The following is a 24,526-nucleotide window of genomic DNA, read 5'->3' on the forward strand; positions in this document are numbered from 1 at the left end:
GACGGTCTTCATCGCTTTCCCAGCATTTGAAGGCAGAACCCTGCGCGACAGAAGTCAGCGTGGGGCGGAATGAAAGGCGTCATCTTCAATTTGCTGGAAGAGGCGATTGTCGCGGAACATGGTGTCGCTGCCTGGGTCGACATCATGGACCTTGCGGGCGCGCGCGGGACTTATTCGTCGCTCGGTTCCTATCCCGACGAGGAACTGTATGCCATCGTCGATCATGCCGCCGCGGGCCTTGCCCTGCCCGTTCCCGACGTGTTGCGATGGTTTGGCCAAGGCGCCATTCCCCGATTAGCGGAACGCTACCCCACGCTTTTCGCAAATCACCGCGGCAGTCGCTCGTTCATCACAAGCGTGAACGATGTGATCCACCTCGAAGTCCGCAAGCTCTACGCAGGCGCTGCTTGTCCACACTTCCATTTCCACGATCTTGCGGATGGTCGACTGGCGATGGCTTACCAATCGCCCCGGCAGCTCTGTCACCTTGCTCACGGCTTCGTCCTGGGCACGGCTGCCTTTTTCGGTGACGTGATCGATGTCGAACATCTCGCCTGCACCAGCAAGGGCGATGCCCTTTGCCGTCTGGCGCTGGATTGGCAATGAAGTACGAGAGGATCCCGCTTTCCGGCAAGACCGAGCCAAGGGGTACCGACCTTGTCGACAGGTTGGAGCGCCAACTCGAGCAGGAGAGGAAGGCCAGGCTAGAGGCCGAGGCGATCGCCGAGCGAGGTCTGCGCGAACTCTACGAAAGCCAGGTACGGCTCGCGCTGCTCCAGCGGATCACCGACTTTGCCAACCAGTCAAACAGCTTTGCCGAAGTGCTCGACATGGCGCTCAAGGAAATCTGCCTGCACATGAGTTGGGAGTTCGGCAACGGCATCCGTGTGTCAGACAATGGTCGCGTGGCGGCGGCGTGCGATACCTGGTTCGCATCCGAGCCGGATCGCCTATTTCCGTTCGTTGAGGCTTCGCGGGCCATCCGGGTGGGGGTCGGCGATTGTCTGCCAGGACGCGTCCTGCGCGACCACCATCCGCACTGGATTGATGATATAGCCGCCGAGGACTGGCTTGCCCGGCGGCCGCAAGCCGTTGAGGCAAAGCTGCTGTCGGCTTGCGCCTTCCCGATCAGCATCGGCGACGAGCTGGTGGCGGTGATCGAGTTCTTCTCGTCCAAGCCGATGATCGACAAGGATGCGATCCTGCTGACCATCACCCAGTCGGCAACGCAGCTCGGCCGCGTGATCGAGCGGGAAAGGGCCCGGGCGACCCTGCTGCACGATGCGCTGCACGATGCGATGACAGGATTGCCCAACCGGGTCCTGCTGGACGAACGGTGCCGATCGGCCTTCCAGCGCCTGTCGACGGGAACCGCGCGGCTGGCGATCATGGTCATCGATCTCGACGGCTTCAAGGCGATCAACGACAAGTACGGCCACCACGCAGGCGACGCGCTTCTGGTCGACGTGACAGGACGGTTTCAGGCGGCGATCAACGCCTTCCAGCAATCCCACTTGCAGGCAGGACATGCCACGCTCGCCCGCGTGGGCGGTGATGAGTTCGTCATCCTGCTGGATTCGATCAAGGACGAATCTGTAGCGGAAAAACTGGCAACCTTGTTGCACGACGTTCTGCGCCCGCCCACACAGGTCGACAACGATCAGGTGACGGCAGGAGCATCGATCGGGATTGCCCTATCCGGCCCGGAATACGACGACGTCGAACAGATCCGCCGCGATGCCGACCTTGCTATGTACGAGGCGAAGGCGTCGGGATCGGGCCATACTGTCACGTTCACCGATGCCCTCGGCACCGAAGCGCGCAACCGCATGGCGTTGGAGCGCGAGCTGCGCGAGGCAATCCGCGACAAGCAGTTCCTGCTGTTCTACCAGCCCATCTTCGCGCTGACCGAAGATCAGCGGCTGATGGGCTATGAAGCGCTGATCCGCTGGCAGCACCCGACGCGCGGGCTGCTTGATCCGGGTGCGTTCATCGACGCCGCCGAACAGAGCGGCCTGATCGTGTTCATCGGTGATTGGGTCCTGCGGCAAGGGTGCACCGCCCTCGCCTCGCTGCACAAGCGGATGGTAAATAAGACGCCCGGCTGCGAATTGCCCTTCGTTTCGATCAACATCGCGCCGCAGCAGTTCCTGCAGCCAAGCTTTGCGCAGCAGGTTCAGCGCGTGCTGATCGAAACCGGAGTCCCGTCGGATTGCCTGAGGCTTGAAGTGACCGAGGGTGTCGCGATCATCGATGCAGACCGGACGCGTCAGGTGCTCGAGGAAATTCGCGCCTGGGGGGTCAGGACCAGCCTCGATGACTTCGGCACGGGGTATTCCTCGCTCAGCTATCTGCAAAACCTGCCGTTCGACACGCTCAAGATCGACCGGTCGTTCGTGGCTTCGATCGAAGATCCCAAAAGCCGCAACATCATCCGCGCCATCCTCGACCTTGCCAACAACCTCAACCTTTCCGTCGTGGCCGAAGGGATCGAATCCCCGGAACAGGGGCGTGTGCTGGTGGAGATGGGCTGCGAATTCGGCCAAGGCTTCCATCTTGGCGTGCCGCTTGATGAAAAGTCGGCCTTCGCGCTGATCGACCAACGACGTGCGGCCTAGGCGAACGTCACTTCTGCAAGGTCGGTAAAATGTCTATCTGCGTCACAACGGCAGATGGGGATTTGGAAGAGATGGCAAACAGTCCTTGGCAACACGCGCGAAACCAGTCGGTCGCGGACGATGTCGATTTCGAGATCAAGGGGCAGGAACTCCAGTTCGTCGAGATCGAGCTGGACCCGGGCGAAAGTGCCGTCGCCGAAGCCGGCGCGTTCGTGTGGAAGGACGCCAGCATCGACATGACCACCGTGTTCGGCGATGGGAGCTCTGCAGGGGACGGTTCGTTCATGGGCAAGCTGCTCGGCGCGGGCAAGCGGCTGGTAACCGGGGAAAGCCTGTTCACCACGGTGTTCACCCATCGCGGGACAGGCAAGGCCCGGGTTGCCTTTGCATCGCCAACGCCAGGCAGCATCCTGCCGATCAAGCTATCCGACGTGGGCGGAACGCTGATCTGCCAGAAGGACAGCTTCCTGGCCGCAGCCCGCGGCGTTTCGATTGGAATCGCTTTCCAGCGCAAAGTGATGACCGGCCTGTTCGGCGGTGAAGGCTTCATCATGCAGAAGCTGGACGGTGATGGCTGGGTCTTCGTGCAAATGGGCGGGACGCTCGTCGAGCGGACCTTGGCCCCCGGTGAAGAACTCCACGTCGATACCGGCTGCCTTGCCGCCTACACCCCGTCAGTCACCTTCGACCTTGTCACCGCAGGTGGGGTGAAGAGCGTGCTGTTCGGCGGTGAAGGGTTGTTCTTTGCCCGCCTGACCGGACCAGGCAAGGTGTGGATCCAGTCGCTTCCCTTTGCCCGGCTCGCCGGTCGGATGGCGGCGGCAGCGCGCGGCGGCGGGCAAAACCGGGGCGAAGGATCGATGCTGGGCTCGCTGGGCGATTTCATCGAAGGCAACAACTGAGGGTCAGTCGTCGGCTGGCGCCGCTAGCCCTGGCCCTTTGGACATGTGATCCCCCGCGCCGTCCCGCTGCGCATCGTCAGAGGAATCGTCGTCTGCGTCGGCCGGATGCATGATCGCATCGACACCGGCCCCATCCCACTTCGGGTCGGCATCGATCCTGGCAACGAGCCGCTGTGCGGCACGCGCTGCCGAACCACCGTGCGGTTCGTAAGCGGCCGGCAGCAGCGTCGCGCGTGCGTCTGCCAAGGCATGCCTGCGGATCTGTTCAAGCGCCAGCGTCATGCGAAACGAGACGTCGAATGGCGCGAGGTTCAATCCCCGCTCAAGCCCGCGGTAGGCAAGTTCCGTGGGATCTCTTCCACGCTTGGCGAAGCTTTCGTAGAAGTAGAAAAGCGGCAGCGGGTGGTCGTTCTCGATGCGATTGAGCGCAACAAACGGCGCCACGGCCTTGCGGAACGCCGCGTCGCGATCGGGCGCGCTTTCGGCGAGCCGGAACAGCGAGTAGCCCTTTTGCACATAGGCGTTGGTCTGGCCGGGATCGATGGCAAGCGCCTTGTCGGCGGCGGCAATCGCTTCAATGTCGTTGCCCGCATCGTGCTCCGCCTCGGCAAGCGCCGCCAGCACGGCCGGATCCTGCGGATATCTGGCTGCCACGGCCCTTGCCTCGACCAGCAATTCCTTTGCCTGCTCCGTGTTGACGCCGCGCCGCGAACGGATCTGCACCGGCATCATTGCCGCCTGCCCGGCGCTGAGCGGGCGCACTTGGATCGCAGCGACCTTCAAGGCTGACGATCCCACCTTGATGTACTTCCACTTGTTGCCGGTGAGGTAAGTCTCGAGCTCCTTCTCGAGCACCTTGAAGTCCCCGAACGCTTCAAGCGCTGCTTCACGCTGCGGTTTGCCGCTGGTGATGAGCTTCACATACTTGTCGAGTTGCCCAGCGCGCGGCTTGTGAAAGGTCAGGTAGTGGAAAAGCAGCCATGCCTTTCCGTAATAGGCGTCGTAGGTCTTGCTGCGATGCTTCTCGTACACGGCCGGGTCGAGCAGATCCTCGGCCGAGACGTCCTTGGCAAGATAGAGCTCTGCGCCGCGATGCATGGCCGGCCGGCCGATCTCCATGGCGCCGTCGGTGTCGAAACGCGCAGATGCAGAAAACTCGGCGCTGCCTTCGGTGTACCAGCGCGGCATGCTCATCATCGACGATGAGATCGACACGTGGTGGGCGTATTCATGCAGCAGGGCGATCATCGACCATTCCAGATCGCCATTGGCGGCTTTCACCCTTGGAACGATGGCGATCGAGCCACCGGCACGGGGCAGATAAAAGCCGCCGAGATACTTGTTGCCCTCGCCATAGAGCTTGCGCACCTCGCCCTCTGTCCGGACGACATAGACGGTCACCCGGTTGGACGGACTGGGAATGATCGCCTCGCTCGACGTCAGCAGGGCAATCGCCGCGTGATAGCGTTCAAGCTGGTCCGAAAAGGCGCGCACGTTCTTTTCGTTGTCGTCTGTATAGACCACGAAATGCGCGCTCGAAGCCTCTAGCCAGTTTGCCATAGCGGGCGCGGGAAGCGCCCACGCGACCACCGCTGCCACCAGCCAAGACTTCAGATTTGCCATGCGCCCCCCCAACCCTGCCCGACCTTTGCTATGAGGCGTCCGGGACGAGGCCAAGGGTATACAATATTCAATCTGGTGATTGCCGCCGGCCCGAAGAGGCCGGACTCCCCGAACCGGCGGGCAATCCATATCAGCCTCAGATCAGAAGCTGGCCTTGAAGGTTACGCCCCAGGTGCGGGGGTCACCCGGCTGGCCGACGATCAGGCCAGTGCTGCCCGATGCGACGGCAAGCTGTTCGTAGTAGTTCACGTCAAACGCGTTGCGAACCCAGCCATAGATGTCGAACCCGTTGTCCGTGCGATACCCCAGACGGAAGTTCGACAGGGCATAGCCATCGATCCAGGTGTAGGCCGAGGGCGACGGGTTGGACGAGAACGACGAGCGGTAGTTTCCGTCAAAGCCGAGGTAGGCCTGTCCGTCGGTGCCGAACAGCTTTGCCGGAACGTTCGCCTCCGCGCCATACGAGAACGACCACTTCGACACGCCCGGCAGCCGTTGGCCCGAAATGTCGCACGACAGCGGACTGATCGCGCCCGGTGTTCCCGCTGCTCCCGGCGTACCGATCAGGTTGCCATTGGCATCAACGTTCTGCGTACCGCCCGAAAGCTCAGGCGGGCACGGCGCGTTGGTGAACTTGCGGTACGTGGCATCGGTATAGGCACCGTTGCCGTAGACGTTGAACCGCTCGCTCGGGCGGGCCGAGAAGTCGAATTCCACGCCCTGCGTGCGCACCTTGTCGGCATTGGCGAGATAGCCGCGCAGCGCGCCCACGGTGTAGTTGGACACCTGGGCCTGGTAGTTTTCGATTTCGGTGCGGAAGATCGAGACGTTGAAGGTGGCCTTGCGATCCCAGAACTGGGTCTTGATGCCCGCTTCGTAGTGGTTGACCGTTTCGGGCTTCACCGTCGCCAGGCTGAGGATCGGCACGCCCGCAGTATCGGCAGGAACACCGTTCAGATTGACGCCGCCCGACTTGAACGTGTGTGCGTAGGTCGCATAGGCATGAATGTCGCGCGCCACATCGTAGGATGCGGTGGCGTCGTACGAGAAGTTCCAGTCGGAGAAGCGCACATTGAACTGCTGCGGCGCGAGCACTGCAAGCTGGGCCTTCTCGCGCGCAGTGTTTCCACCTTGCGCGGCGGTCTTGAACACGACCAACTGGCCCGCGCCGTTGGTCACCACCGAATTGTAGTCACCCACCTTCTTGTCATAATTGACGCGGAAGCCGGGCTGGATCTTGAAGGCATCGGTAACCTTGAAGGTCAGCTGGCCGAACACGGCTGCGCTGGTGTTCTTGAGGCTGATGTCGTTGGTTGCGGTCAGGCCGTTGAGCACCGACGGGTCCTTCGACAGGGCATCCGACGGACGGATGAGCCACTTGGACGCTGCAGCGCCCTGCTGCTGCACGCCGCTGGTGCGGATCGTCTGGTAGAAGCCGAATGCACCAAGGACGTAGCCCAGGCGGCCAGTTTCACCCGAAAGGCGCAGTTCCTGCGTGTACTGGTTCTGCTTGGACGGGTTGTTCGACTTCGTGGTGATCGGAAGCCCGAGGAAGTCGCGATCGTTCGACGGGTTCCAGTCCCAGAAGCGCCATGCGGTGATCGAGGTGATCGTGCCGATCCCGGTATCGATCTTGCCGCGCAGCGACACGCCGCCGATCTTGTTCTTGGCCTGCAGCGGCACATCGACATCGGTCAGGCGATCGAACGCATTGGTGCTCGGCACGCTGTAACCCAGCGATGCGGCAAGCGCCGCGTACTGCCGGTTGAGCGCACGCTGGGTCGAACCCGTGCGGGCGTAGATCTGCACGCAGCAGCGGGGGTTCTGCTTACTGAAATCGCCTGCAAGGGTGAAGGCAACGCCATCGCTGGGCTGGAACAGCAGCTGTGCGCGGATACCAAGGTTGTCTTGTTCGTTGACCTTCTGCCCGGTGGCGACATTCAGGATCGTACCGTCGCGACGGGTCGAGGAAACCGCGATGCGAGCCGCCAGCGTGTCGGTCAGCGGCCCGGACAGGGCGGCCTTGGCCTGCATGAAGCCGAGATTGCCGACGCTGATTTCGGCGCGGCCTTCGGGCGTGAACGTCGGTTGGCGAGTGGTGATGTTGATCGCTCCGGCGGTGGTGTTCTTGCCGTAGAGCGTGCCCTGCGGCCCACGCAGCACTTCGATCTGCTTCACGTCGAGGAAGTCAAACGTGCTCGATGCCACGCGCGCCATGTAGACGTCGTCGACATAGATGCCGACACCCTGCTCGATGCCATCGTTGGTCAGACCGAGCGGAGCGCCTAGACCACGGATGTTGACCGAGGTGTTGCGCGGGTTCGAGCTGTAGAACTGCAGCGTCGGCGTCAGCTGCTGAAGCCGGCCGACGTTGAAGCTGCCGGTGGAATCGATGTGATCGCCACCGACGACCGAGATGGCGAGCGGGACATCCTGCGCCGTTTCCTGACGGCGGCGGGCCGTGACGACGATGTCGTCCACGTCGGACTGGCCGGTGCCCACAGACGTGCGTTCAGCGGCAGGAGCGGTCGCTTCATCGGCGGCGGTAGCGGCCGCCGCGTCGGCGGCGAAGGCGGGAGCGGAAAGCGCGAGCAGCGCAAGCGGCGCGGCACCCGCAAGCAGGGTTACACGAGACATCTTGAGGTGATCCTTTAGGTCAGGGTCACGATGCCTCCAGTGGTCCGGTTGGCAGTCGGGAACGCTTGAATGGGTCTTTGTTTTTCTTGAGTTTTAGTTCGGCTTGAGACGCTTCTTCTCGGTCACGTCGATCTGGACGACGCGGCCTTCGTGAATGGTCAGCGAAACATTGCCGTAACGCAGGCCGGCAAGAGCTTCGCGCACGCTGGCGATCGATTCTTCCAGGTGGCGCTCGGCATCGTTGCGGGGCGCAGCGGGTGGAGTTGTCATGGCTGTGCTCCTTCTCGAAATCAGGCGGGGTTGAACAGGCGGGATCGGCGCGGAACGATGCGCAGGCGATCCCCGGCGGCGGGTTGCGGAAGGGCGGCATCCACGTCGAATTCGACAAGCAGGTCGGTTTCGACCAGCATGCCTTCGACGCGCCATGCGCCACCCTTGCGGAAGACATTGTCGACAAGGACGAGTTCGCCGCCCTCTTCGACCACGTCGACATCATGCGGGCGGAAGTGGACTTCACCGCCCTCGCCCGCGACGCGGTTCGTTTCGCCCACGAAGTGCGAAACGAACGGCGTTTGCGGGTTCATGTAGATTTCCTCGGGCGTGCCGACCTGCTCGATCCTGCCGTGATCCATGACCACGACGCGATCGGCGAGTTCGAGCGCTTCTTCCTGATCGTGCGTCACGAAGATCGAGGTAAGGCCCATCTGCTTGTGCAGATCGCGCAGCCAGCGTCGCAGGTCCTTGCGGACCTTGGCATCGAGCGCGCCGAACGGTTCGTCCAGCAGCAGCAGCTTGGGCTCGATGGCGAGCGCACGAGCGAGCGCGACACGCTGGCGCTGGCCACCGGAAAGCTGCCCGGGGTAGCGCTTGCCAAGGCCTTCAAGCTGGACAAGGCGGAGCAGTTCGTCCGCTCGTTCCCGGATGACTGCCTTCGACGGCCGCTCGCGGCGCTTCTTGACGGTAAGTCCGAAGGCCACATTCTCGGCCACGGTCATGTGGCGGAACAGCGCATATTGCTGGAACACGAACCCGACCTGGCGATCTGCCACCTTCAGCCGGGAAACGTCGTTCCCGTTGAAGAACACCTCACCCGTGTCCTGGAATTCCAGGCCCGCGATGATGCGCAGCAGCGTGGTCTTGCCCGAGCCGGAGGGCCCGAGCAGGGCAACGAATTCGCCATCCTGGATCTCCAGGTCGATGCCGTGGAGCGCCGGGAAATCACCAAACCGCTTGGTGATGTTCTGAACCTTGATCAATGCCTTGCTCCCGAATGGAGGTCGAAGCGCCACTCAAGCACGCTCTTCGCGACGAGCGTGACCAGCGCGAGGCCGGCCAGCAGCGAAGCAACGGCGAAGGCTCCGACAAAGTCGTATTCGTTGTAGAGGATCTCGACATGCAGCGGCATGGTGTTGGTCTCGCCACGAATGTGGCCCGAGACGACCGAGACCGCGCCGAATTCGCCCATGGCGCGCGCGTTGCAGAGCAGCACGCCATAGAGCAGGCCCCAGCGGATGTTGGGCAGCGTGACGTGCCAGAACGTCTGCCAGCCATTCGCGCCCAGGGAAAGCGCGGCTTCCTCGTCGTCCTTGCCCTGCTCCATCATCAGCGGGATCAGTTCACGGGCTACGAAGGGAAAGGTGATGAACACCGTCGCAAGCACGATCCCGGGGACCGCAAAGATGATCTTGAGATCGTGCGCCGCCAGCCAGCCCCCGAACAGGCCGTTCGCGCCGAACAGCAGCACGAAGATGAGGCCCGACACGACCGGCGAGACCGAGAACGGCAGGTCGATCAGCGTGATCAGCAGGCTCTTGCCAGGGAAGCTGTACTTGGTGATCGCCCAGCTCGCCGCGATGCCGAAGACGACATTGAGCGGCACACTGATCGCCGCGATCAGCAGGGTCAGCTTGATGGCCGAGAGCGCATCGGGAGTCTCGATGGCAGCCACGAACCCGCCGATCCCGGCCTTCAGAGCCTCGCTAAACACGGAAATCAGCGGCAACAGCACAAAGAAGGCAAGGAAAGCGAGCGCGATGGCGATCAGGACAATCTGGGTGCCTTTCCCTTCGGTGACGGTTCGCAGCTTCATGCGCCCATCCTCCGACGCCCGGCCGCTTGCAGCGCGTTGATGGCAAGGAGGATGCCGAACGAGACCAGCATCATCACCACCGCTATCGCAGTCGCGCCGGCGTAGGCATATTGTTCAAGCTGGGTGACGATCAGCAGCGGGGCAATCTCGGTCCTGCCGGGCATGTTGCCCGAGATGAAGATCACCGACCCGTATTCGCCGACCCCGCGAGCGAAGGCCATGGCAAAGCCGGTCAACAGGGCCGGCGCAATGGCCGGGAAGATCACGCGGCTGAAGGTCTGCGAGCGGTTGGCGCCAAGGGTCGCGGCGGCTTCCTCCACATCGCGACCGAGATCGGCAAGCACCGGCTCCACCGAGCGCACCACGAAAGGCAGACCGATGAACACCAGGGCGATGGTGATACCAAGCGGCGTGAAGGCCACCTTGATCCCCAGCGGTTCGAGAACCTGGCCGATCCACCCATTCGGGCTGTAGAGCGCGGTCAGGGCGATGCCCGCGACTGCCGTCGGCAAGGCGAACGGCAGGTCAACGAGTGCGGACACGATCTGCTTGCCGGGAAAGGCATAGCGCACGAGCACCCAGGCGACGAGCAGGCCGAACACCGCGTTCACGAGGCCAGCTGCAGCGGCCGTGCCGAAGCTCAGCCGATAGGCGGCAAGCGCGCGGCTGCTGAAGCCCACCTCAATGAACTGCTGCCACCCGAGACCGGCCGCTTTCAGGAAGATGGTGGCGATCGGGATCAGGACGATCAGCGTGAGCCAACCGATCGTGGTCCCGAATGTCAGGGCGAACCCCGGCAGGACCGACGGCTTGCGCCAGCTACGGGCGCGCGCCTTCGGCGAAGGATATTGCGTCGACATCTGCAGTGGCCTGCTCGATCAGGGAAAGGAGTGTTATTTCTTGCCGGTGTAGATGCGGTCGAACACGCCGCCATCGTCGAAGAACTGCTTCTGCGCCTTGGTCCAGCCGCCGAAATCCTTGTCGACCGTGACCATCGGGATTTGCGGGAACTGCGACTTAAACTGCTCGGCGATCTTGGGATCACGCGGGCGGTAGAAAGCGTGGGCGATCGCCGTCTGCGCTTCGGGCGTGTAGAGGTAGCGCAGGTAGGCATCGGCAACTTCGGTCGTGCCGTGCTTCTTCGCATTCTCGGTGACGACTGCCACGGGCGGTTCGGCCAGGATCGAGAGCGACGGCGCCACGATCTGGAACTTGCCCTTGCCCAGTTCCTTCTCGGCGAGGAATGCCTCGTTTTCCCACGAGATCAGCACGTCACCGATGCCGCGTTCAACGAAGGTGGTGGTCGCGCCACGCGCGCCGCTATCGAGCACCGGCACGTTGGCGTAAAGCTTCTTGACGAAGGCTTCCGCTGCGGCATCCGAACCGCCGCCAGCCTTCTTGCCATAGGCCCAGGCGGCAAGGAAATTCCAGCGCGCACCGCCGCTGGTCTTCGGATTGGGCGTGATGACCTGTACGCCGGGCTTCACCAGGTCCGACCAGTCCTTGATGCCCTTGGGATTACCCTGGCGGACGAGCAGCACGATGGTGGAGGTGTAGGGCGACGAATTGTCGGGCAGCGCCTTTTGCCAGTCAGCCGGCAGCAGCTTGCCCTTCGTGGCAATCGCATCGATGTCGTAGGCGAGCGCCAGCGTTGCCACGTCGGCTTCGAGACCATCGATGATCGCGCGGCTCTGCTTGCCCGAGCCGCCGTGGCTCATGCGGAAGCTCACGTCCTTGCCGGTCTTCTGCTTCCAATAAGCGGCGAAGGCCGGGTTGATCGCCTGGTAGAGTTCGCGCGTGGGGTCGTACGAGACGTTGGTCAGCTCGACCGCGTTGGGATTCGTCGGCTTGCTCGAACATCCTGCGAGCACCGGCCCGATCAGACCGAGAGCGAGGGTAGCCGAAACAAACGTGCGGCGATTCATGGTGCGTACTCCCCTGTTGGCGCCGTCGGACTAAACTCAATCTACAAAGTAGACATTATAGGAGTTCTGTTGCCCTCTAAAGCCTACCTTTCCGGCGCAGTTGCAGAAGGAGCGGCGATACGCCGCGTAAGCTCCTCTGCTGCGTTGAAAGGTTGACCGAATCGGGGTCCTCAGCGCGGTGCCCGAAGCTTAACTCAACCTGATCAGTAGATAATGGCCCTGCGCCCAAGCGCGCCATATTGTCGACCAAATGAGTAGAGATGCCGCACAGAGTATTGCGCCATCCGACGGCTGCGGGATCCGGTGTCGCCAAGGTTGCACTCGGATGGAATGCAATCTTAATGTAACACAGTGACACCATGGCCGTGGCACAATGACCATTGCCATGACCATGAAAGTGGAAACCGAACCGATGCGATCGCCAAGTGGCGCCGAAACTGACGCTGCTGCAGAGGTGAAGCCTCCAATCGAACGCTTCTTCAACCGAGAGCTGAGCTGGCTCCAGTTCAACCGCCGCGTGCTCGCCGAAGCCCAGAACAAGAGCTACCCACTGCTGGAGCGTCTGCGCTTCCTGTCGATTTCCGGCAGCAACCTGGACGAATTCATGATGGTGCGCGTGGCCGGTCTTGCCGGGCAGGTCCGCCAGCAGATCGAGGAGATCTCGATCGACGGGTTGACGCCGGGACAACAGCTGCAGGCGATCAACGGCGCGGTTTCCGATCTCGTCCACGAGCAGCACGCGATCCTGGCGTCGCTTTCGCGGCAGCTCGAGAAGGCCGGCGTCCGCCTGATCAACGATCGCCGCCTTGAAAAGCACGAGGCCGAATGGCTGGCGCAGTACTTCGAACAGCACATGCTGCCTGCTCTGACCCCGCAGGCGATCGACCCGGCGCACCCGTTTCCGTTCATCGCGAACCAGGGGACCGGCATCCTGTTTTCGCTCACCCGCGCGGCTGACGGCGCGCAAGTGCGCGAAATGATCGTGATCCCGCCCGCCTTCCCCCGGTTCGTCCGCCTGCCAGGCAAGGAAGGCGCGTGGATCGCGATCGAGGACATGATCCGCCGAAAGGCTGCGCGGCTGTTCCCCGGATTCAAGATCAACGGGAGCGGCGTCTTCCGCGTGCTGCGCGACAGCGACATGGAAATCGAGGAAGACGCAGAGGACCTTGTTCGCCATTTCCGCACGGCGATCCAGCGTCGCCGTCGCGGCAAGGTCATCCTGCTTCAATTGCAGGCCGACTTCGATCCCGGCGCGGAGGAACTGCTTCGCGAGAAGCTGCGGCTCGACCACGCGCTGGTCCTGAAGTCGCCCGGTCTCGTTTCGATGACCGGCCTTGCCGCGATCGTCGAAGAGGAACGGCCCGACCTCAAGTTCGAGCCATATTCACCGCGCTATCCCGAGCGGATTCTCGAGCATGACGGCGACTGCTTCGCTGCCATTCGCGAAAAGGACATCGTGATCCATCACCCGTTCGAAAGCTTCGACGTGGTGATCGATTTCCTCAGGCAGGCCGCATCCGATCCTGACGTCGTGGCAATCAAGCAGACGCTGTATCGCGCCGGCAAGCAGTCTGCCGTCATCGCCGCGCTGATCGCGGCTGCCGAGGCGGGCAAGTCGGTGACCGCCGTGGTGGAGCTCAAGGCAAGGTTCGACGAAGAACAGAACCTGATGTGGGCCAGCCAGCTGGAACGCGCAGGCGTGCAGGTAATCTACGGCTTCGTCGACTGGAAGACTCACGCGAAGGTTTCGATGGTGGTGCGCCGCGAGGGCGATGGATACCGCACGTACTGCCACTTCGGCACCGGCAACTATCACCCGGTGACCGCGCGGGTGTACACAGACCTGTCCTTCTTCACCGCCGATCCGCGCTTTGGCCGCGATGCGGGGCAACTGTTCAATTTCATTACCGGCTACATCGAGCCGCGCGGAACGGAGATGCTGGCAATTTCGCCCGTCGGCCTGCGGCGCAAGCTTTACGAATGCATCGACCGCGAGATCGCCTTCGCCAAGGCGGGCAAGGCCGGCGCCATATGGGCGAAGCTGAATTCGCTGACCGACAGCCAGCTCATCAACCGGCTTTATGAGGCCAGTTCTGCGGGGGTCGAGATCGCGCTGGTCGTGCGCGGAATCTGCTGCCTTCGCCCCGGCGTGCCCGGGCTGTCCGAGCGGATCACCGTGAAGTCGATCATCGGCCGGTTCCTCGAACACAGCCGCATATGGGCGTTCGGCAACGGCGCCGCCCTGCCCAATCGGCGCGCCCGGGTGTTTCTCACCTCGGCCGACGGCATGATGCGCAATCTCGACCGCCGCGTCGAAGTCATGGTGCCGGTGCGGAACCGGACAGTGCATGATCAGGTTCTGGATCAGGTGATGCTGGCAAACCTGATCGATACCGAGCAAAGCTGGCGGCTTGAGGCCGACGGGAATTATCACCGGATCGGCGATGTGACCAAGCCGTTCAATGTCCACCGCTATTTCATGACCAACCCCTCGCTTTCCGGGCGAGGCGCTGCGCTTACCAAAGGGCGAAAGGTACCGAAGCTTGCGTTGCGCCGGGGGGGCGCTACGGCAAAGCACGATTAGCCCGGCGCACGAGGATCATGGCCACCAATCGCAAGAAGCCCATCGTCGTCCCGCCACGCGCGACCATCGATATCGGCTCCAACACCGTGCGCCTCGTGATCTACGGGGGACCGGCGCGTGCGCCTGCGGTCCTGCACAACGAAAAGGTCACGGCGCGGCTCGGCAAGGCGGTTGCTGAAACGGGTCTGCTGTCGGAAAAGGCGCGAAACGCGGCGCTCGCATCGCTGCGCAGGTATCGCGCGCTGCTTCGCCTGAAGGGCGTGGAACAGATCGAAGTCGTGGCAACGGCCGCCGTGCGCGATGCGGCGAACGGACAGGAGTTTCTGGCGGCGGTGGAGGCCATGGGCTTTGCCCCCCGCCTTCTTTCGGGTGAGGAAGAGGCGGTTACCAGCGCACACGGTGTGATCGGCGCGTTTCCGCAAGCCAAGGGCGTGGTCGGCGATCTTGGCGGCGGCAGCCTGGAACTGGTCGACATCGAAAACGGGCAATGTCGGCACGGCATCTCCATGCCGCTGGGCACGCTGCGTCTGCCGGCGTTGCGGGCGGAAGGTGAAGTGGCATTCGCGCGCAAGGTTGCCAAGGCGCTCACCAAGGCCGACTGGCAAGTCGAGCCCGGTTCGACGCTCTACCTAGTGGGTGGGTCGCTGCGGGCCTTCGCCCGATACGCCATGGACCATGCAGGCTGGCCGATCGACGATCCACATGGTTTTGCCATCGATGCAGCCGCGGCGGACAAGCTTGCGCGTCCCCTCGCCCGCGTCAGTCCGGAAAACCTGGCGCCGATCGCCAATGTCTCAGCTTCGCGCCTTGCGGGCCTTCCTGATGCGGCCGCGTTGATCAGCGTGCTGGTAAAGACCCTGCAACCCTCCCGCCTGGTCTTTTCCGCCTGGGGGCTTCGCGAAGGGTTGCTGTGGGAAGCCATGCCGGCCCATGTCCGCTCGCAGGATCCGTTGGTGGCGGGTGTTGCTGATTTCGTGCGCGACGAAGGAATCTCGCCTGGAACGGCGACGATGGTTGCGGGATGGACGGCCAGTGCGTCGCTGTCCGACGGGGCGGAGCGCCGCGAGCGCCTCCGGCTTTCGGCAATCATGCTTTGCCTTGCCTCCGCCATGGTAGAACCCAACCTGCGCCCGGACCTCGCCCGGGACTGGGCACTGCGCAAGCGCTGGATCGGCGCGAATGCGCGCGACCGGGCGATGCTTGCCGCCGCGCTCGTCGCCAACACTGGCAAGACCGAATTGCCGCAGGACCTGCTGCGGATCGCTTCGGAAGAACAGCTGCGAGAAGCCGTCGCCTGGGGCCTCGCAACCCGGCTGTGCCGCCGGTTCAGCGGCTGCACTGCGCAAGGCCTGACCGGAAGTTCGCTGCACGCAGAAGGGGACAGGCTAATCCTTACCGTCAGCGATGAAATCGCAGCGCTGGTGAATGATGGCACCGAGCGCGACTTGCGGGCACTTGCCAACTTCATGGCGCTCAAGCCCGAAATCCGCATCGGATAGGCGCAGAACGGCGTATTGCGGAAAGCGTCCGCGCCCGACACCTTCCCTGCACAAGGCTTTCGGGGACCGACCGGATGAGAATACCGCTTGCCGCCGCAGGGTTGATGCTGGCCCTGGCTGGCGCTCTTCCCGCAGCAGCGCAAGAGCCGTCGGCCAAGGCCGGTTCGCCAGCCCCGCAGTTCGTGCCCGCAGACTTTGCCCCACCTGCCAGGATCGAAGGCCCGGGATTTGTCCTTGTGCCGCTTGGGCCCGCCTTGGTGAAGATCGATTTCGACGCCTACATGTCCTCGATCGAACACCTCCAGCGCACCTTCACCCGTAGTAACGATTGGCCGACCGCCGGCATATCCGATGCTGATGCGTTGAAGGACATGGAGACGGAGCAGGCCCGGTTCAGCGCCCGCACGTCGTTTGCCTATTCGGTGTTGACGCCGGACGGGAAGCGCGAGCGGGGCTGCGTCTACGTCTATCCCAGCCCCGTGCCCGGCTACGATGCGTTGGTGCAGCTTTGGGTGACGAAGGCAGAGTACGACGCAGGGTTCGATGCCAAACTGCAGGACTGGGTGTCGGAGTGGATCGCCAAGGACTGGCCATTCCGCAGGGTAGCCTATCCCGGCCGCGCAATCCCGTGGGCAACCTGGGACACGCTGATCGCATCGGCGAGGAAGGGTGCCGGCTCCTGAATCAGGATGACGTGGCCGCGGCGGATTCGCGTGCGGCTTCCGCTTCGGCAGCGGCAAGCACGCGCAGGACATTGCCCGACCAGATCTTGGCGATGTCGGCTTCGCTGTAGCCGGCGGCCAGCAGGGCAGCGGTAACCTTGGGCAGGTCAGCAACGTCCTCCATCCCCTCCACACCACCACCGCCATCCCAGTCCGCGCCGATACCGACATGGTCAGGACCGATGAGCTTCAGCGCGTGAAGCATGTTGGCCATGAACAGGCCAAATGTGGCGCGGCCGCGTTCGGGATAGGCCTTGTCGATGGCACGCCGCTCGGCGAGGAAAGCGGCATACTGTTCGGCCGGAAGCGCCCTGCCCTCGGGATATTTCGCCTCGAGCGCCTTCATCGCCGCTTCGCGTTCGGGATTGGGCTCGGCCTTTCGGAGGTACACCGAGTTGATCTGGATGACGCCGCCTTGTGCAGCGAGCGCGCGCAACTGGTCGTCCGACACGTTGCGCGGGTGGTCGTAGATCGCGCGACAGCCCGAATGCGACAGGATGATGGGGGACTTCGACAGCCGCAGCGCATCGGCGAGCGCGGCATCGGAGCTGTGCGACAGGTCGGGGACAACGCCCAGACGATTCATCTCGGCCAGCAGCTGCACGCCAAGCGGGCTCAGACCATCCCACTTCGGCTTGTCGGTTGCACTGTCAGCATACTGGTTGGTGCGAAAGTGTGCGAAGCCGGAAATCCGCACGCCGAGGCGGTAGAACGTCTGCAGCAGGCCGGGATCATCGCCCAGTGGCCAGGCGTTCTCGATCGAGAGGTAGACGACCCGCCGGCCCGCAGCCTTGATGCGGGCGGCATCGTCGGCCTTGTCCGCCAACGCAAAGGCTTCGGGATGGGCGGCAACCATCTCGTGGATCTGCACGGCGCGGTGAAAGGCAAAATCCCGCGCCTTCGCGGTCGAAACAGGATCAAGGGGCCCTTGTGGGGTGTAGATCGCCCAGAAACCGCCATCCAGGCCACCGCGTTTCATGCGCGGCAGATCGACCTGCGTGTAATCGCCTTTGTGTTCGGCGACGATGGACCAGCCCGGTATTTCCAGGGATGCCGGCGTGTCGAGGTGGGTGTCGAGCGTGAGCAAGCGATCCTGCAGGCGCGGCGGTGCCTTTGCCTGGGCCCCATTGGCGCAGAGCGACACCGCAAGGGCAACAGGGGCGAGCGTGGAAAGTCTGAAGGATCTCATCGCGACCATAGCACCGCAGGGAGCGTGGCAAGTCAAATCCGTTGTGCAAGCTCGTTGAAGGGCAATGAAGTCTGACATCGAGTTAACTACCATTCACATCGGACCATGTTATAAATCACGCTCCGCACTTGCGAGGAAAGTGCGGCGCCCGGGGGGCTGCAAATGAATTCGCCCGAACGCAAGACGGATCAGATAGAGCGCCGCTCTCCCCGGCGTGTGCTCAATGTGCGTGCCCAGTATCGTCGACGGGTTGCCCGCCTTGGGGCGGATGTGATCGACCTTTCGCTGCATGGCTTGCGGCTGAGTTGTGCAGACCGTCTGGACGTTGGCGAAACGGTGTGGGTTACGTTGCCCGGGCTTGAGCCGCGTCGTGCAATCGTCATGTGGTCGCAAGGGTTCATCGCGGGCTGTTCTTTTCCCGAACCGCTCCACCCCGCCATCTATGACGCGATCATCGCGCGGTGCGGCGCCTGAGCAGCTTTTCTTGGCGGCCTCCACCGTCTAGGGCAGAATGATGCTCCGCCTGACCGAACTGAAACTTGCCCTCGACCACACACCGGAGGAACTGGAGCGCGCGATCTGCGAACGGCTCGAGATCGAACAAGCCGATCTGGTCCGGTTTGCCGTCGCAAGGCGCGGCAATGATGCACGCAAGAAGTCGGCAATCAAGCTTGTCTATGCGATCGACGCGACCGTCAGGGACGAACCCGCCGTCCTTGCGCGCCATGTCGATGATCAGCACGTGCGCCCCTCGCCGGATACTAGCTATCGCTTTCCCGTCATGGCTCCTCACGACTGGTCGGGACTGCGGCCGGTGGTGATCGGCGCGGGCCCCTGCGGCCTGCTTGCTGCGCTGATCCTGGCGCAGATGGGATTGAAGCCGATCATAATCGAGCGCGGCAAGGCCGTGCGCGAGCGCACCAAGGATACCTGGGGCCTGTGGCGGCGCTCGGTACTGACGCCGGAATCAAACGTGCAGTTCGGCGAGGGCGGCGCAGGTACCTTTTCCGACGGAAAGCTCTACAGCCGGATCAAGGACCCGCGCCATCTTGGCCGCAAGGTGCTGGTCGAATTCGTGAAGGCGGGCGCACCGGACGACATCCTGACCGAAGCGCATCCGCACATCGGCACATTTCGCCTCGTGACCATGGTGATGTCGATCCGTGAAACGATCGAAAGCCTTGGAGGAGAATATCGCTTCCAGACCCGCGTCGAGGACTTCGAGGTAGAGGAACGGGACGGCGCGCGGAAGCTAAAGGGCCTGCATCTTTCGAACGGCGAATTCCTGCCAGCCAGTCACGTGATCATGGCGGTGGGCCATTCGGCGCGCGATACCTTCCAGGTCCTGCACGATCGCGGTGTGCACGTGGAGGCGAAGCCCTTTGCCATTGGTGTGCGCATCGAACATCCGCAGAGCTGGATCGACAAGGCGCGCTATGGCCCCTTCGCCGGCAACGAAATACTGGGGGCTGCGGCCTACGCCCTGTCGCATCAGGCGAAATCGACTGGCCGCACGGTCTACAGCTTCTGCATGTGCCCGGGCGGCCGCGTCGTTGCCGCCACCAGCGAGGAAGGCCGCGTCGTCACCAACGGCATGAGCCAGTATTCGCGCGCAGAATTCAACGCCAACTCGGGGCTTGTCGTCGATATCGACCCTTCTCGCGACTATCCGGGTGGACCCTTGGCTGGCGTCGCCTTCCAGCGCAAATGGGAAAGCCTTGCGTTCATCGCCGGCGGATCGAATTACAAGGCGCCCGGCCAGAAGCTGTCCGATGTGCTGGCGGGCCGGGCGTCGAGCGGCGAATTTGGCGCCGTCGTGCCCAGCTATCAGCCCGGAGTTCAATTGACCGACCTTGCGCAGTGCCTGCCCGATTATGTGATGCAGTCATTCCGCGAGGCGCTTCCGGTGTTCGGCCGCCAAGTCCCGGGGTACGATCATCCGGACGTTATCCTGACCGGGGTCGAGACCCGCACGTCCTCACCCGTGCGGATTCGGCGCGGCAACGATTTCCAGAGCATCAACACCGCGGGGCTTTATCCCGCGGGCGAAGGGGCCGGGTATGCGGGCGGCATTCTTTCAGCGGCAGTGGACGGCATCAAGGTGGCAGAAGCCCTCGCGCTCGATCTTTTGCAGCGCGAAAAAATGTCCGTCAGCGGCTGAATGGCATTGAGCTACGGCGGCAAAAGTCAGCGTTTCTCGGCGTGCATTCGTATGATTGCATAAACTGCAACATCAATTGCTCTGTTCGCACTTGCACAAAATCCGAGTCGGGGACACATAGGACAGGCCTTTCAGGCATCCTCTCCCAAGACTTCAAAGGGCCGCCCGGGCAACCAGGCGGCCCCTTTTTTGTCCAGCGCCTGCAAAGTCGCTTGCAGGCTCACGACGCTCCGCGCTCGACGGCACCAAGCAGAGAGGCGCGCAGCGCCGCCACATCGCCGAGGCCGAGCGCAACTGGATCTGCGATGCCGACAATCTCGTCCTCGCCATAGCACTGCGACAGCACGATCGTCGCCTGACGGACAGCGCTGCCTTGGCGCAGCGAATGAAAAACGCGGACCGTTGGTTTGGCGTTGTCGGTCGGGTCCTCGTCGACGACCATTGCCACCCGTTCCGATCGCAGTACCACCAGCGATCCGATCGGATAGACACCGACGCTGTCGATGAAGTGCCGGATCACCTCGCCATCAAGCGCCGGTTCCATCGCCTGCAAGGCCAGAATGGCTTGGGCAGGATCGAGAGCCTGACCTCCCGCCAGCCCATTCACCAGCGTATCATAGCTGTCACAGACCGCTGCCATGCGTGAAATTACATCGAGATCCTCCGCGCCAAGGCGATAGGGATAGCCGCTGCCATCAAGGCGTTCGTGATGGCGAAGGCAGGCCCTCAGCACCTGGTCGGGTATGTCGCCCGCGGCCTTGAGCAGGGCGTGACCCAGAACCACGTGTCCATCACGCAGATCGTCGGGCAGCCGGCTGTAATCGCCGTCCTGCGGCAAGGCATCCGGGGGCAGCTGCCCCACGCCAATGTCCATCAGCAGCCCCGCCATGCCGGCCTCGCGGGTGTCGAGCGGCGTCAGCCGCATCGTCCGCGCCAGCGCTATCATCAGGGCACTGACGGCCAGCGAGTGCCGGTAGATGTTCCCCCCATCCTGCTGACAACGGAGCAGACCGTTGAACGCATAGAGATTGCGCTGGATCGACGCATAGATGTCTTCGATCAACGGCTCGACATCGCTTGCCGCGAGCGTCTTGCCCAGGCGCGCTTCGAGAAACAGCTTGTTGACGACGCGCCCCGCCCGCCCCGCAACCCGCCGCGCCGCGCCGAATTCTGCCGCGGTACTCGTGCCCACAGCGCGCATGGCCGTCGCCGGTGGCAGACGGTTTCCGCTTACCGGCGACCGCCTGGCCTGGCCGAAGCTTGCCCGAGGCATCGACGTCTGGATTGGTTTATGGCGCTCCGGCATGCCAGGCGCCGCCATGCGGGCACGAGACACGTCGGCTCCTCGCGCCGTGTCGATGATCACGGCAGGCACCGCGCTGTCGCGCAGAGATTGGAGCAGATCTTCATCCTCAAGCAGGAAGCGCGATTTCCAGAAGGGGTGCTTGAACCAGCTACCTTCCAGCTTGTGGATGAACATTCCCAGTCGGACTTCGTTTGTTTCGACGCGCTTGAGCATGCCCCGGACCGCAAATGGTTGTATCCGCTAGCTATCTCTTCTCCGCTTCGAAGCCCGCTTCCGCTGACTAGCTAAAACTACTTAGCCCCGGCACCGTCAAACGCCGGCCCCCTTGCTAGATCGACCAGCGCGCGGCCCAGCATCTCGATTTCCCGCTCGCTTCGCGAATTGGCGAAGATCGAGGCCGAGACGCAGAAGTGCACCTTGCCATCCTCGCCGGGGCGAGGTGGCACCGTTGTGCTAAGCGAGCAGATGCCAGGATGGTTGAACCCATCGTCCACGGCATACCCAAGGCCCTGCGCACGGGCGACCTGCTCGACCCACGCGGCGAGATCGATCGGCCTGCGCCAGCGCACCTTGGAAAAGCGGCGAACCAGTTCGCCATGATCCAGCTTCAGCGCGGCAGCCAGCGCCCTGCCCGTGGATCCGCCTCCGATCGGCTGACGCTGGCCGACCACCATATGGATGCGCGTCGCTTCACCGGATTCGCCAAGCGCCACAAGCGCGAGGCGTTCGCCTGAGACAACCTGCCAAAGCCCGGTCGCCGTATCATGTTCGCGGGCAAAGCGCGCCAGGGCGGGGCGCGCCGCGGCAATCCGGCTGGCAAAGTCTCCGCCATCAAGCACACCGGCCTGCGCCCAGGCGTCGGCAAGGCGATATCGCTTGCCAATGCTCTCACGCTCGCAAACGCCCTCGGCAACAAGCGTGCGGAGCAGATTGAGCCCGCTGGACGGTGACAGGCCCGTCTCGCGCACGACCTCTGACAAGGTGAGTGCGCCTTGCTCGGCGAGCAGGCGCAGGATGGCGAACGCCTGGGAAACGGAGCGCACGGGACCTGACATGCCCACCGGCATAGGTTTCATGATTGTGAAAAGCAATTCGATACGTTGAACTGTTTTAACCGAGCAGTTAGCGGTGAGAACGAGGAAGAGGAGAGAGTCGCGATGCCTGGCATTCTTGAAGGCAAGGTTGTCGCCATCACCGGCGCGGGGCGTGGCATCGGCCGTGAGATCGCATTGTTGTGCGCCCGCGAAGGCGCCGCAGTGGTGGTCAACGACCCTGGCGTCGCCCAAGGTGGGGATGGCGGAGATGCTGGCCCAGCCGACACCACGGTTGCGGACATCGTGGCCGCTGGCGGCCGCGCCCATGCCAATCTTGCCAACGTCGCCGATCCCGCAGCAGCAGCCTCCATCGTGGAGGACGCGGTGCAGCGTTTCGGCCGTATCGACGCCGTGGTGAACAACGCCGGCATCCTGCGCGACACCATCTGGCACAAGATGAGTTACGAGGACTGGACAAGCGTCATCGACGTGAACCTGACCGGGGCTTTCAACGTGTCGAAAGCCGCCACGCCCTATTTTCGCGAACAGGGCTCCGGCAGCTTCATCCACTTCACCTCGACCAGCGGCCTTATCGGCAATGTCGGCCAGGCGAATTACTCCGCCGCGAAGCTCGGCCTCGTCGCGCTGTCGCACTCGATCGCGCTCGACATGGCGCGCTGGGGCGTTCGCTCGAACTGCATCGCGCCTTTCGCGTGGAGCCGCATGACCGCCTCGATCCCCGCCGAAACGCCCGAACAGAAGCTGCGCGTCGAACGCATGAAGACGATGAGCGCGGACAAGATCGCGCCGCTCGTCGCCTTCCTCGCCTCGGATGCCGCGCAAGGCGTGAACAACCAGATCTTCGCCGTGCGCAAGAACGAGATCCTGCTGTTCAACAAGCCCCGCCCGGTGCGTTCGATGGTCAAGCTCGAGGGCTGGACCCCGCAGGCGATCGCCGACGAACTGGTGCCCGCATTCAAGCCCGCTTTCGCGCGCGCCGACGAAGTTTCGGCGCACGTCTTCCCCTACGATCCGGTCTGAGGAGAGACCCAGATGACCACAGCCAACCCCGGTATGGACGCTGACGTTTTCGAGCAGTTCCACGAACAGCTCAAGCGTTACGTCCGTGAACGCCTGATCCCGGCCGAAGCCCAGGTGATCGCTGAGGACAAGATCCCCGACGACATCCTGGCAGAGATGCGCGAGATGGGCCTGTTCGGCCTCACCATGCCAGTCGAATACGGCGGCGCGGGCATGAACATCACCCAGTATGTGGAAACGATCCACACGCTCAGCTACGCGCTGCCAGCCTATCGCTCGATCACCTCGATCAACCTCGGCATGGTTTGTTCGGCGATCAAGCTGAACGGAACGGACGAGCAGAAGTCGGAATGGCTTCCGCGCCTTGCTGCCGGCGAAATCGCCTCGTTCGGCCTGACCGAACCCGGCTCGGGTTCGGACTCGGCAGGCCTGCAGACCACCGCCGTGCGCTCTGGCAATGGCTACGTGCTCAACGGCACCAAGCGCTACATCACCAATTCGCCTTTCGCGAAGGTGGCGCTGATCATGGCGCGCACCAACAAGGAATCGCTGCCCAAGAACGCCCACGTTTCGGCCTTCATCGTGCCGATGGACACGCCCGGCATCACCGTGGGCAAGAGCGACAAGAAGATGGGTCAGGGCGGCAGCCACATCGCCGACATCATCATGGAGGACGTCTACGTCCCCGGCGAGGCGCTGCTCGGCGGCGAAGAGGGCAAGGGCTTCGCCGTGGCCATGCAGAGCCTCGACAACGGGCGGCTGTCGGTCGGCGCGGCGGCTACCGCCTATGCCAAGCGCGCGCTCGACACTGCGGTGCGCTATGCCAACGAGCGCAAGGCCTTCGGCGAGCCCATCGCCAACTTCCAGCTGATCCAGGCAATGCTGGCCGACAGCCAGGCCGAAATCTATGCCGCGCAGTGCATGATGCGCGACGCCATAGCCAAGGCGGACTCGGGGCAGAAGGTCCTGATGGAAGCCGCCTCGTTCAAGATGTTCGCCTCGGAAATGTGCGGCCGCGTCACCGATCGCTGCGTGCAGATCCATGGGGGCGCCGGCTATCTTGCCGAATACGAAGCTGAACGCTTCTTCCGCGACAGCCGGATCTACCGCATCTACGAAGGCACCACGCAGATCATGCAGCTGGTCATCGCCAAGCAGATGCTGCGCAACTTCGCCGCCGGCGTGGAAGGCTGACG

General features: G+C 63.2%; 20 protein-coding genes. 10 read left to right on the forward strand and 10 right to left on the reverse strand.

Annotation, left to right across the window (positions count from 1 at the left end; all coding sequences use genetic code 11):
* Positions 1 to 69: 69 nt before the first annotated feature.
* From AACH40_RS08465 to AACH40_RS08475, 3 genes are all read left to right on the forward strand, one after another.
* Entirely contained in the window at positions 70 to 606 is a 537-nt protein-coding gene (locus AACH40_RS08465) for a heme NO-binding domain-containing protein (RefSeq protein WP_338645588.1), read from the forward strand.
* Positions 603 to 2,618, forward strand: coding sequence for a putative bifunctional diguanylate cyclase/phosphodiesterase (locus tag AACH40_RS08470; RefSeq protein ID WP_338645590.1), 2,016 nt, complete (start codon positions 603 to 605; stop codon positions 2,616 to 2,618). Before AACH40_RS08465 ends, AACH40_RS08470 begins: the two co-directional genes overlap by 4 nt.
* A 71-nt stretch (positions 2,619 to 2,689) precedes the next feature.
* Positions 2,690 to 3,520 carry an AIM24 family protein gene (locus AACH40_RS08475; RefSeq protein WP_338645592.1) on the forward strand — a complete coding sequence of 277 codons (831 nt, stop codon included), beginning with the start codon at positions 2,690 to 2,692 and terminating at the stop codon, positions 3,518 to 3,520.
* A gap of 3 nt (positions 3,521 to 3,523) precedes the next feature.
* Here the strand turns inward: AACH40_RS08475 and AACH40_RS08480 are convergent, their stop codons facing one another.
* The 7 genes from AACH40_RS08480 to AACH40_RS08510 form a co-directional block, all read right to left on the reverse strand.
* Entirely contained in the window at positions 3,524 to 5,272 is a 1,749-nt protein-coding gene (locus AACH40_RS08480; protein ID WP_338645594.1) for a hypothetical protein, read from the reverse strand.
* Between the two features lie 12 nt (positions 5,273 to 5,284).
* Complete coding sequence (locus AACH40_RS08485) at positions 5,285 to 7,780, reverse strand: TonB-dependent receptor (protein WP_338645596.1); 2,496 nt, start codon at positions 7,778 to 7,780, stop codon at positions 5,285 to 5,287.
* A gap of 93 nt (positions 7,781 to 7,873) precedes the next feature.
* A complete protein-coding gene (locus AACH40_RS08490) occupies positions 7,874 to 8,050 on the reverse strand; it encodes a YezD family protein (RefSeq protein ID WP_169493357.1) in 177 nt (58 codons plus the stop codon).
* A gap of 20 nt (positions 8,051 to 8,070) precedes the next feature.
* Entirely contained in the window at positions 8,071 to 9,036 is a 966-nt protein-coding gene (locus AACH40_RS08495) for a sulfate ABC transporter ATP-binding protein (RefSeq protein WP_338645599.1), read from the reverse strand.
* Entirely contained in the window at positions 9,033 to 9,869 is an 837-nt protein-coding gene (gene cysW, locus AACH40_RS08500) for a sulfate ABC transporter permease subunit CysW (protein WP_169493359.1), read from the reverse strand. The genes AACH40_RS08495 and cysW overlap by 4 nt, the downstream gene beginning before the upstream one ends.
* Positions 9,866 to 10,729: a sulfate ABC transporter permease subunit CysT gene (gene cysT, locus AACH40_RS08505; protein ID WP_338645602.1), complete on the reverse strand. Its 864-nt coding sequence runs from the start codon at positions 10,727 to 10,729 to the stop codon at positions 9,866 to 9,868. The genes cysW and cysT overlap by 4 nt, the downstream gene beginning before the upstream one ends.
* A gap of 33 nt (positions 10,730 to 10,762) precedes the next feature.
* Entirely contained in the window at positions 10,763 to 11,794 is a 1,032-nt protein-coding gene (locus tag AACH40_RS08510; RefSeq protein WP_169493361.1) for a sulfate ABC transporter substrate-binding protein, read from the reverse strand.
* A 412-nt stretch (positions 11,795 to 12,206) separates the two neighbouring features.
* Between AACH40_RS08510 and AACH40_RS08515 the strand changes: the two genes are divergently transcribed.
* From AACH40_RS08515 to AACH40_RS08525, 3 genes are all read left to right on the forward strand, one after another.
* Entirely contained in the window at positions 12,207 to 14,378 is a 2,172-nt protein-coding gene (locus AACH40_RS08515; RefSeq protein WP_206069554.1) for an RNA degradosome polyphosphate kinase, read from the forward strand.
* A 17-nt stretch (positions 14,379 to 14,395) separates the two neighbouring features.
* Positions 14,396 to 15,877 carry a Ppx/GppA family phosphatase gene (locus AACH40_RS08520; RefSeq protein ID WP_338645605.1) on the forward strand — a complete coding sequence of 494 codons (1,482 nt, stop codon included), beginning with the start codon at positions 14,396 to 14,398 and terminating at the stop codon, positions 15,875 to 15,877.
* Positions 15,878 to 15,951: 74 nt separating this feature from the next.
* On the forward strand, positions 15,952 to 16,560 hold the full coding sequence (locus AACH40_RS08525; RefSeq protein ID WP_338645607.1) for a twin-arginine translocation pathway signal protein: 609 nt from the start codon (positions 15,952 to 15,954) through the stop codon (positions 16,558 to 16,560).
* Between the two features lies 1 nt (position 16,561).
* Here AACH40_RS08525 and AACH40_RS08530 read toward each other — a convergent pair whose 3' ends face one another.
* Positions 16,562 to 17,788 (reverse strand): dipeptidase, encoded by a 1,227-nt coding sequence (locus AACH40_RS08530; RefSeq protein WP_338645609.1) that lies wholly within the window; start codon positions 17,786 to 17,788, stop codon positions 16,562 to 16,564.
* Between the two features lie 162 nt (positions 17,789 to 17,950).
* Between AACH40_RS08530 and AACH40_RS08535 the strand changes: the two genes are divergently transcribed.
* Together AACH40_RS08535 and AACH40_RS08540 are read left to right on the forward strand one after the other, a co-directional pair.
* Complete coding sequence (locus AACH40_RS08535) at positions 17,951 to 18,262, forward strand: PilZ domain-containing protein (protein ID WP_169493366.1); 312 nt, start codon at positions 17,951 to 17,953, stop codon at positions 18,260 to 18,262.
* A gap of 40 nt (positions 18,263 to 18,302) precedes the next feature.
* Positions 18,303 to 19,949, forward strand: a complete 1,647-nt coding sequence (locus AACH40_RS08540) for an NAD(P)/FAD-dependent oxidoreductase (protein ID WP_338645993.1) — start codon at positions 18,303 to 18,305, stop codon at positions 19,947 to 19,949.
* A gap of 220 nt (positions 19,950 to 20,169) precedes the next feature.
* On the opposite strand, the gene AACH40_RS08545 is transcribed toward AACH40_RS08540, so the two are convergent.
* Positions 20,170 to 21,468, reverse strand: coding sequence for an HD-GYP domain-containing protein (locus AACH40_RS08545; RefSeq protein ID WP_338645611.1), 1,299 nt, complete (start codon positions 21,466 to 21,468; stop codon positions 20,170 to 20,172).
* Between the two features lie 77 nt (positions 21,469 to 21,545).
* Positions 21,546 to 22,298, reverse strand: a complete 753-nt coding sequence (locus AACH40_RS08550) for an IclR family transcriptional regulator (RefSeq protein WP_338645613.1) — start codon at positions 22,296 to 22,298, stop codon at positions 21,546 to 21,548.
* A gap of 114 nt (positions 22,299 to 22,412) precedes the next feature.
* On the opposite strand from AACH40_RS08550, the gene AACH40_RS08555 reads away from it, so the two are divergent.
* Both AACH40_RS08555 and AACH40_RS08560 read left to right on the forward strand, forming a co-directional pair.
* Positions 22,413 to 23,330, forward strand: a complete 918-nt coding sequence (locus AACH40_RS08555; protein ID WP_338645615.1) for an SDR family NAD(P)-dependent oxidoreductase — start codon at positions 22,413 to 22,415, stop codon at positions 23,328 to 23,330.
* Between the two features lie 12 nt (positions 23,331 to 23,342).
* Positions 23,343 to 24,524 carry an acyl-CoA dehydrogenase family protein gene (locus AACH40_RS08560; protein WP_338645617.1) on the forward strand — a complete coding sequence of 394 codons (1,182 nt, stop codon included), beginning with the start codon at positions 23,343 to 23,345 and terminating at the stop codon, positions 24,522 to 24,524.
* Positions 24,525 to 24,526: the final 2 nt, after the last annotated feature.

The sequence above is a fragment of the Novosphingobium olei genome (genome assembly GCF_037076535.1).
GTDB classification, from domain to species: domain Bacteria; phylum Pseudomonadota; class Alphaproteobacteria; order Sphingomonadales; family Sphingomonadaceae; genus Novosphingobium; species Novosphingobium olei.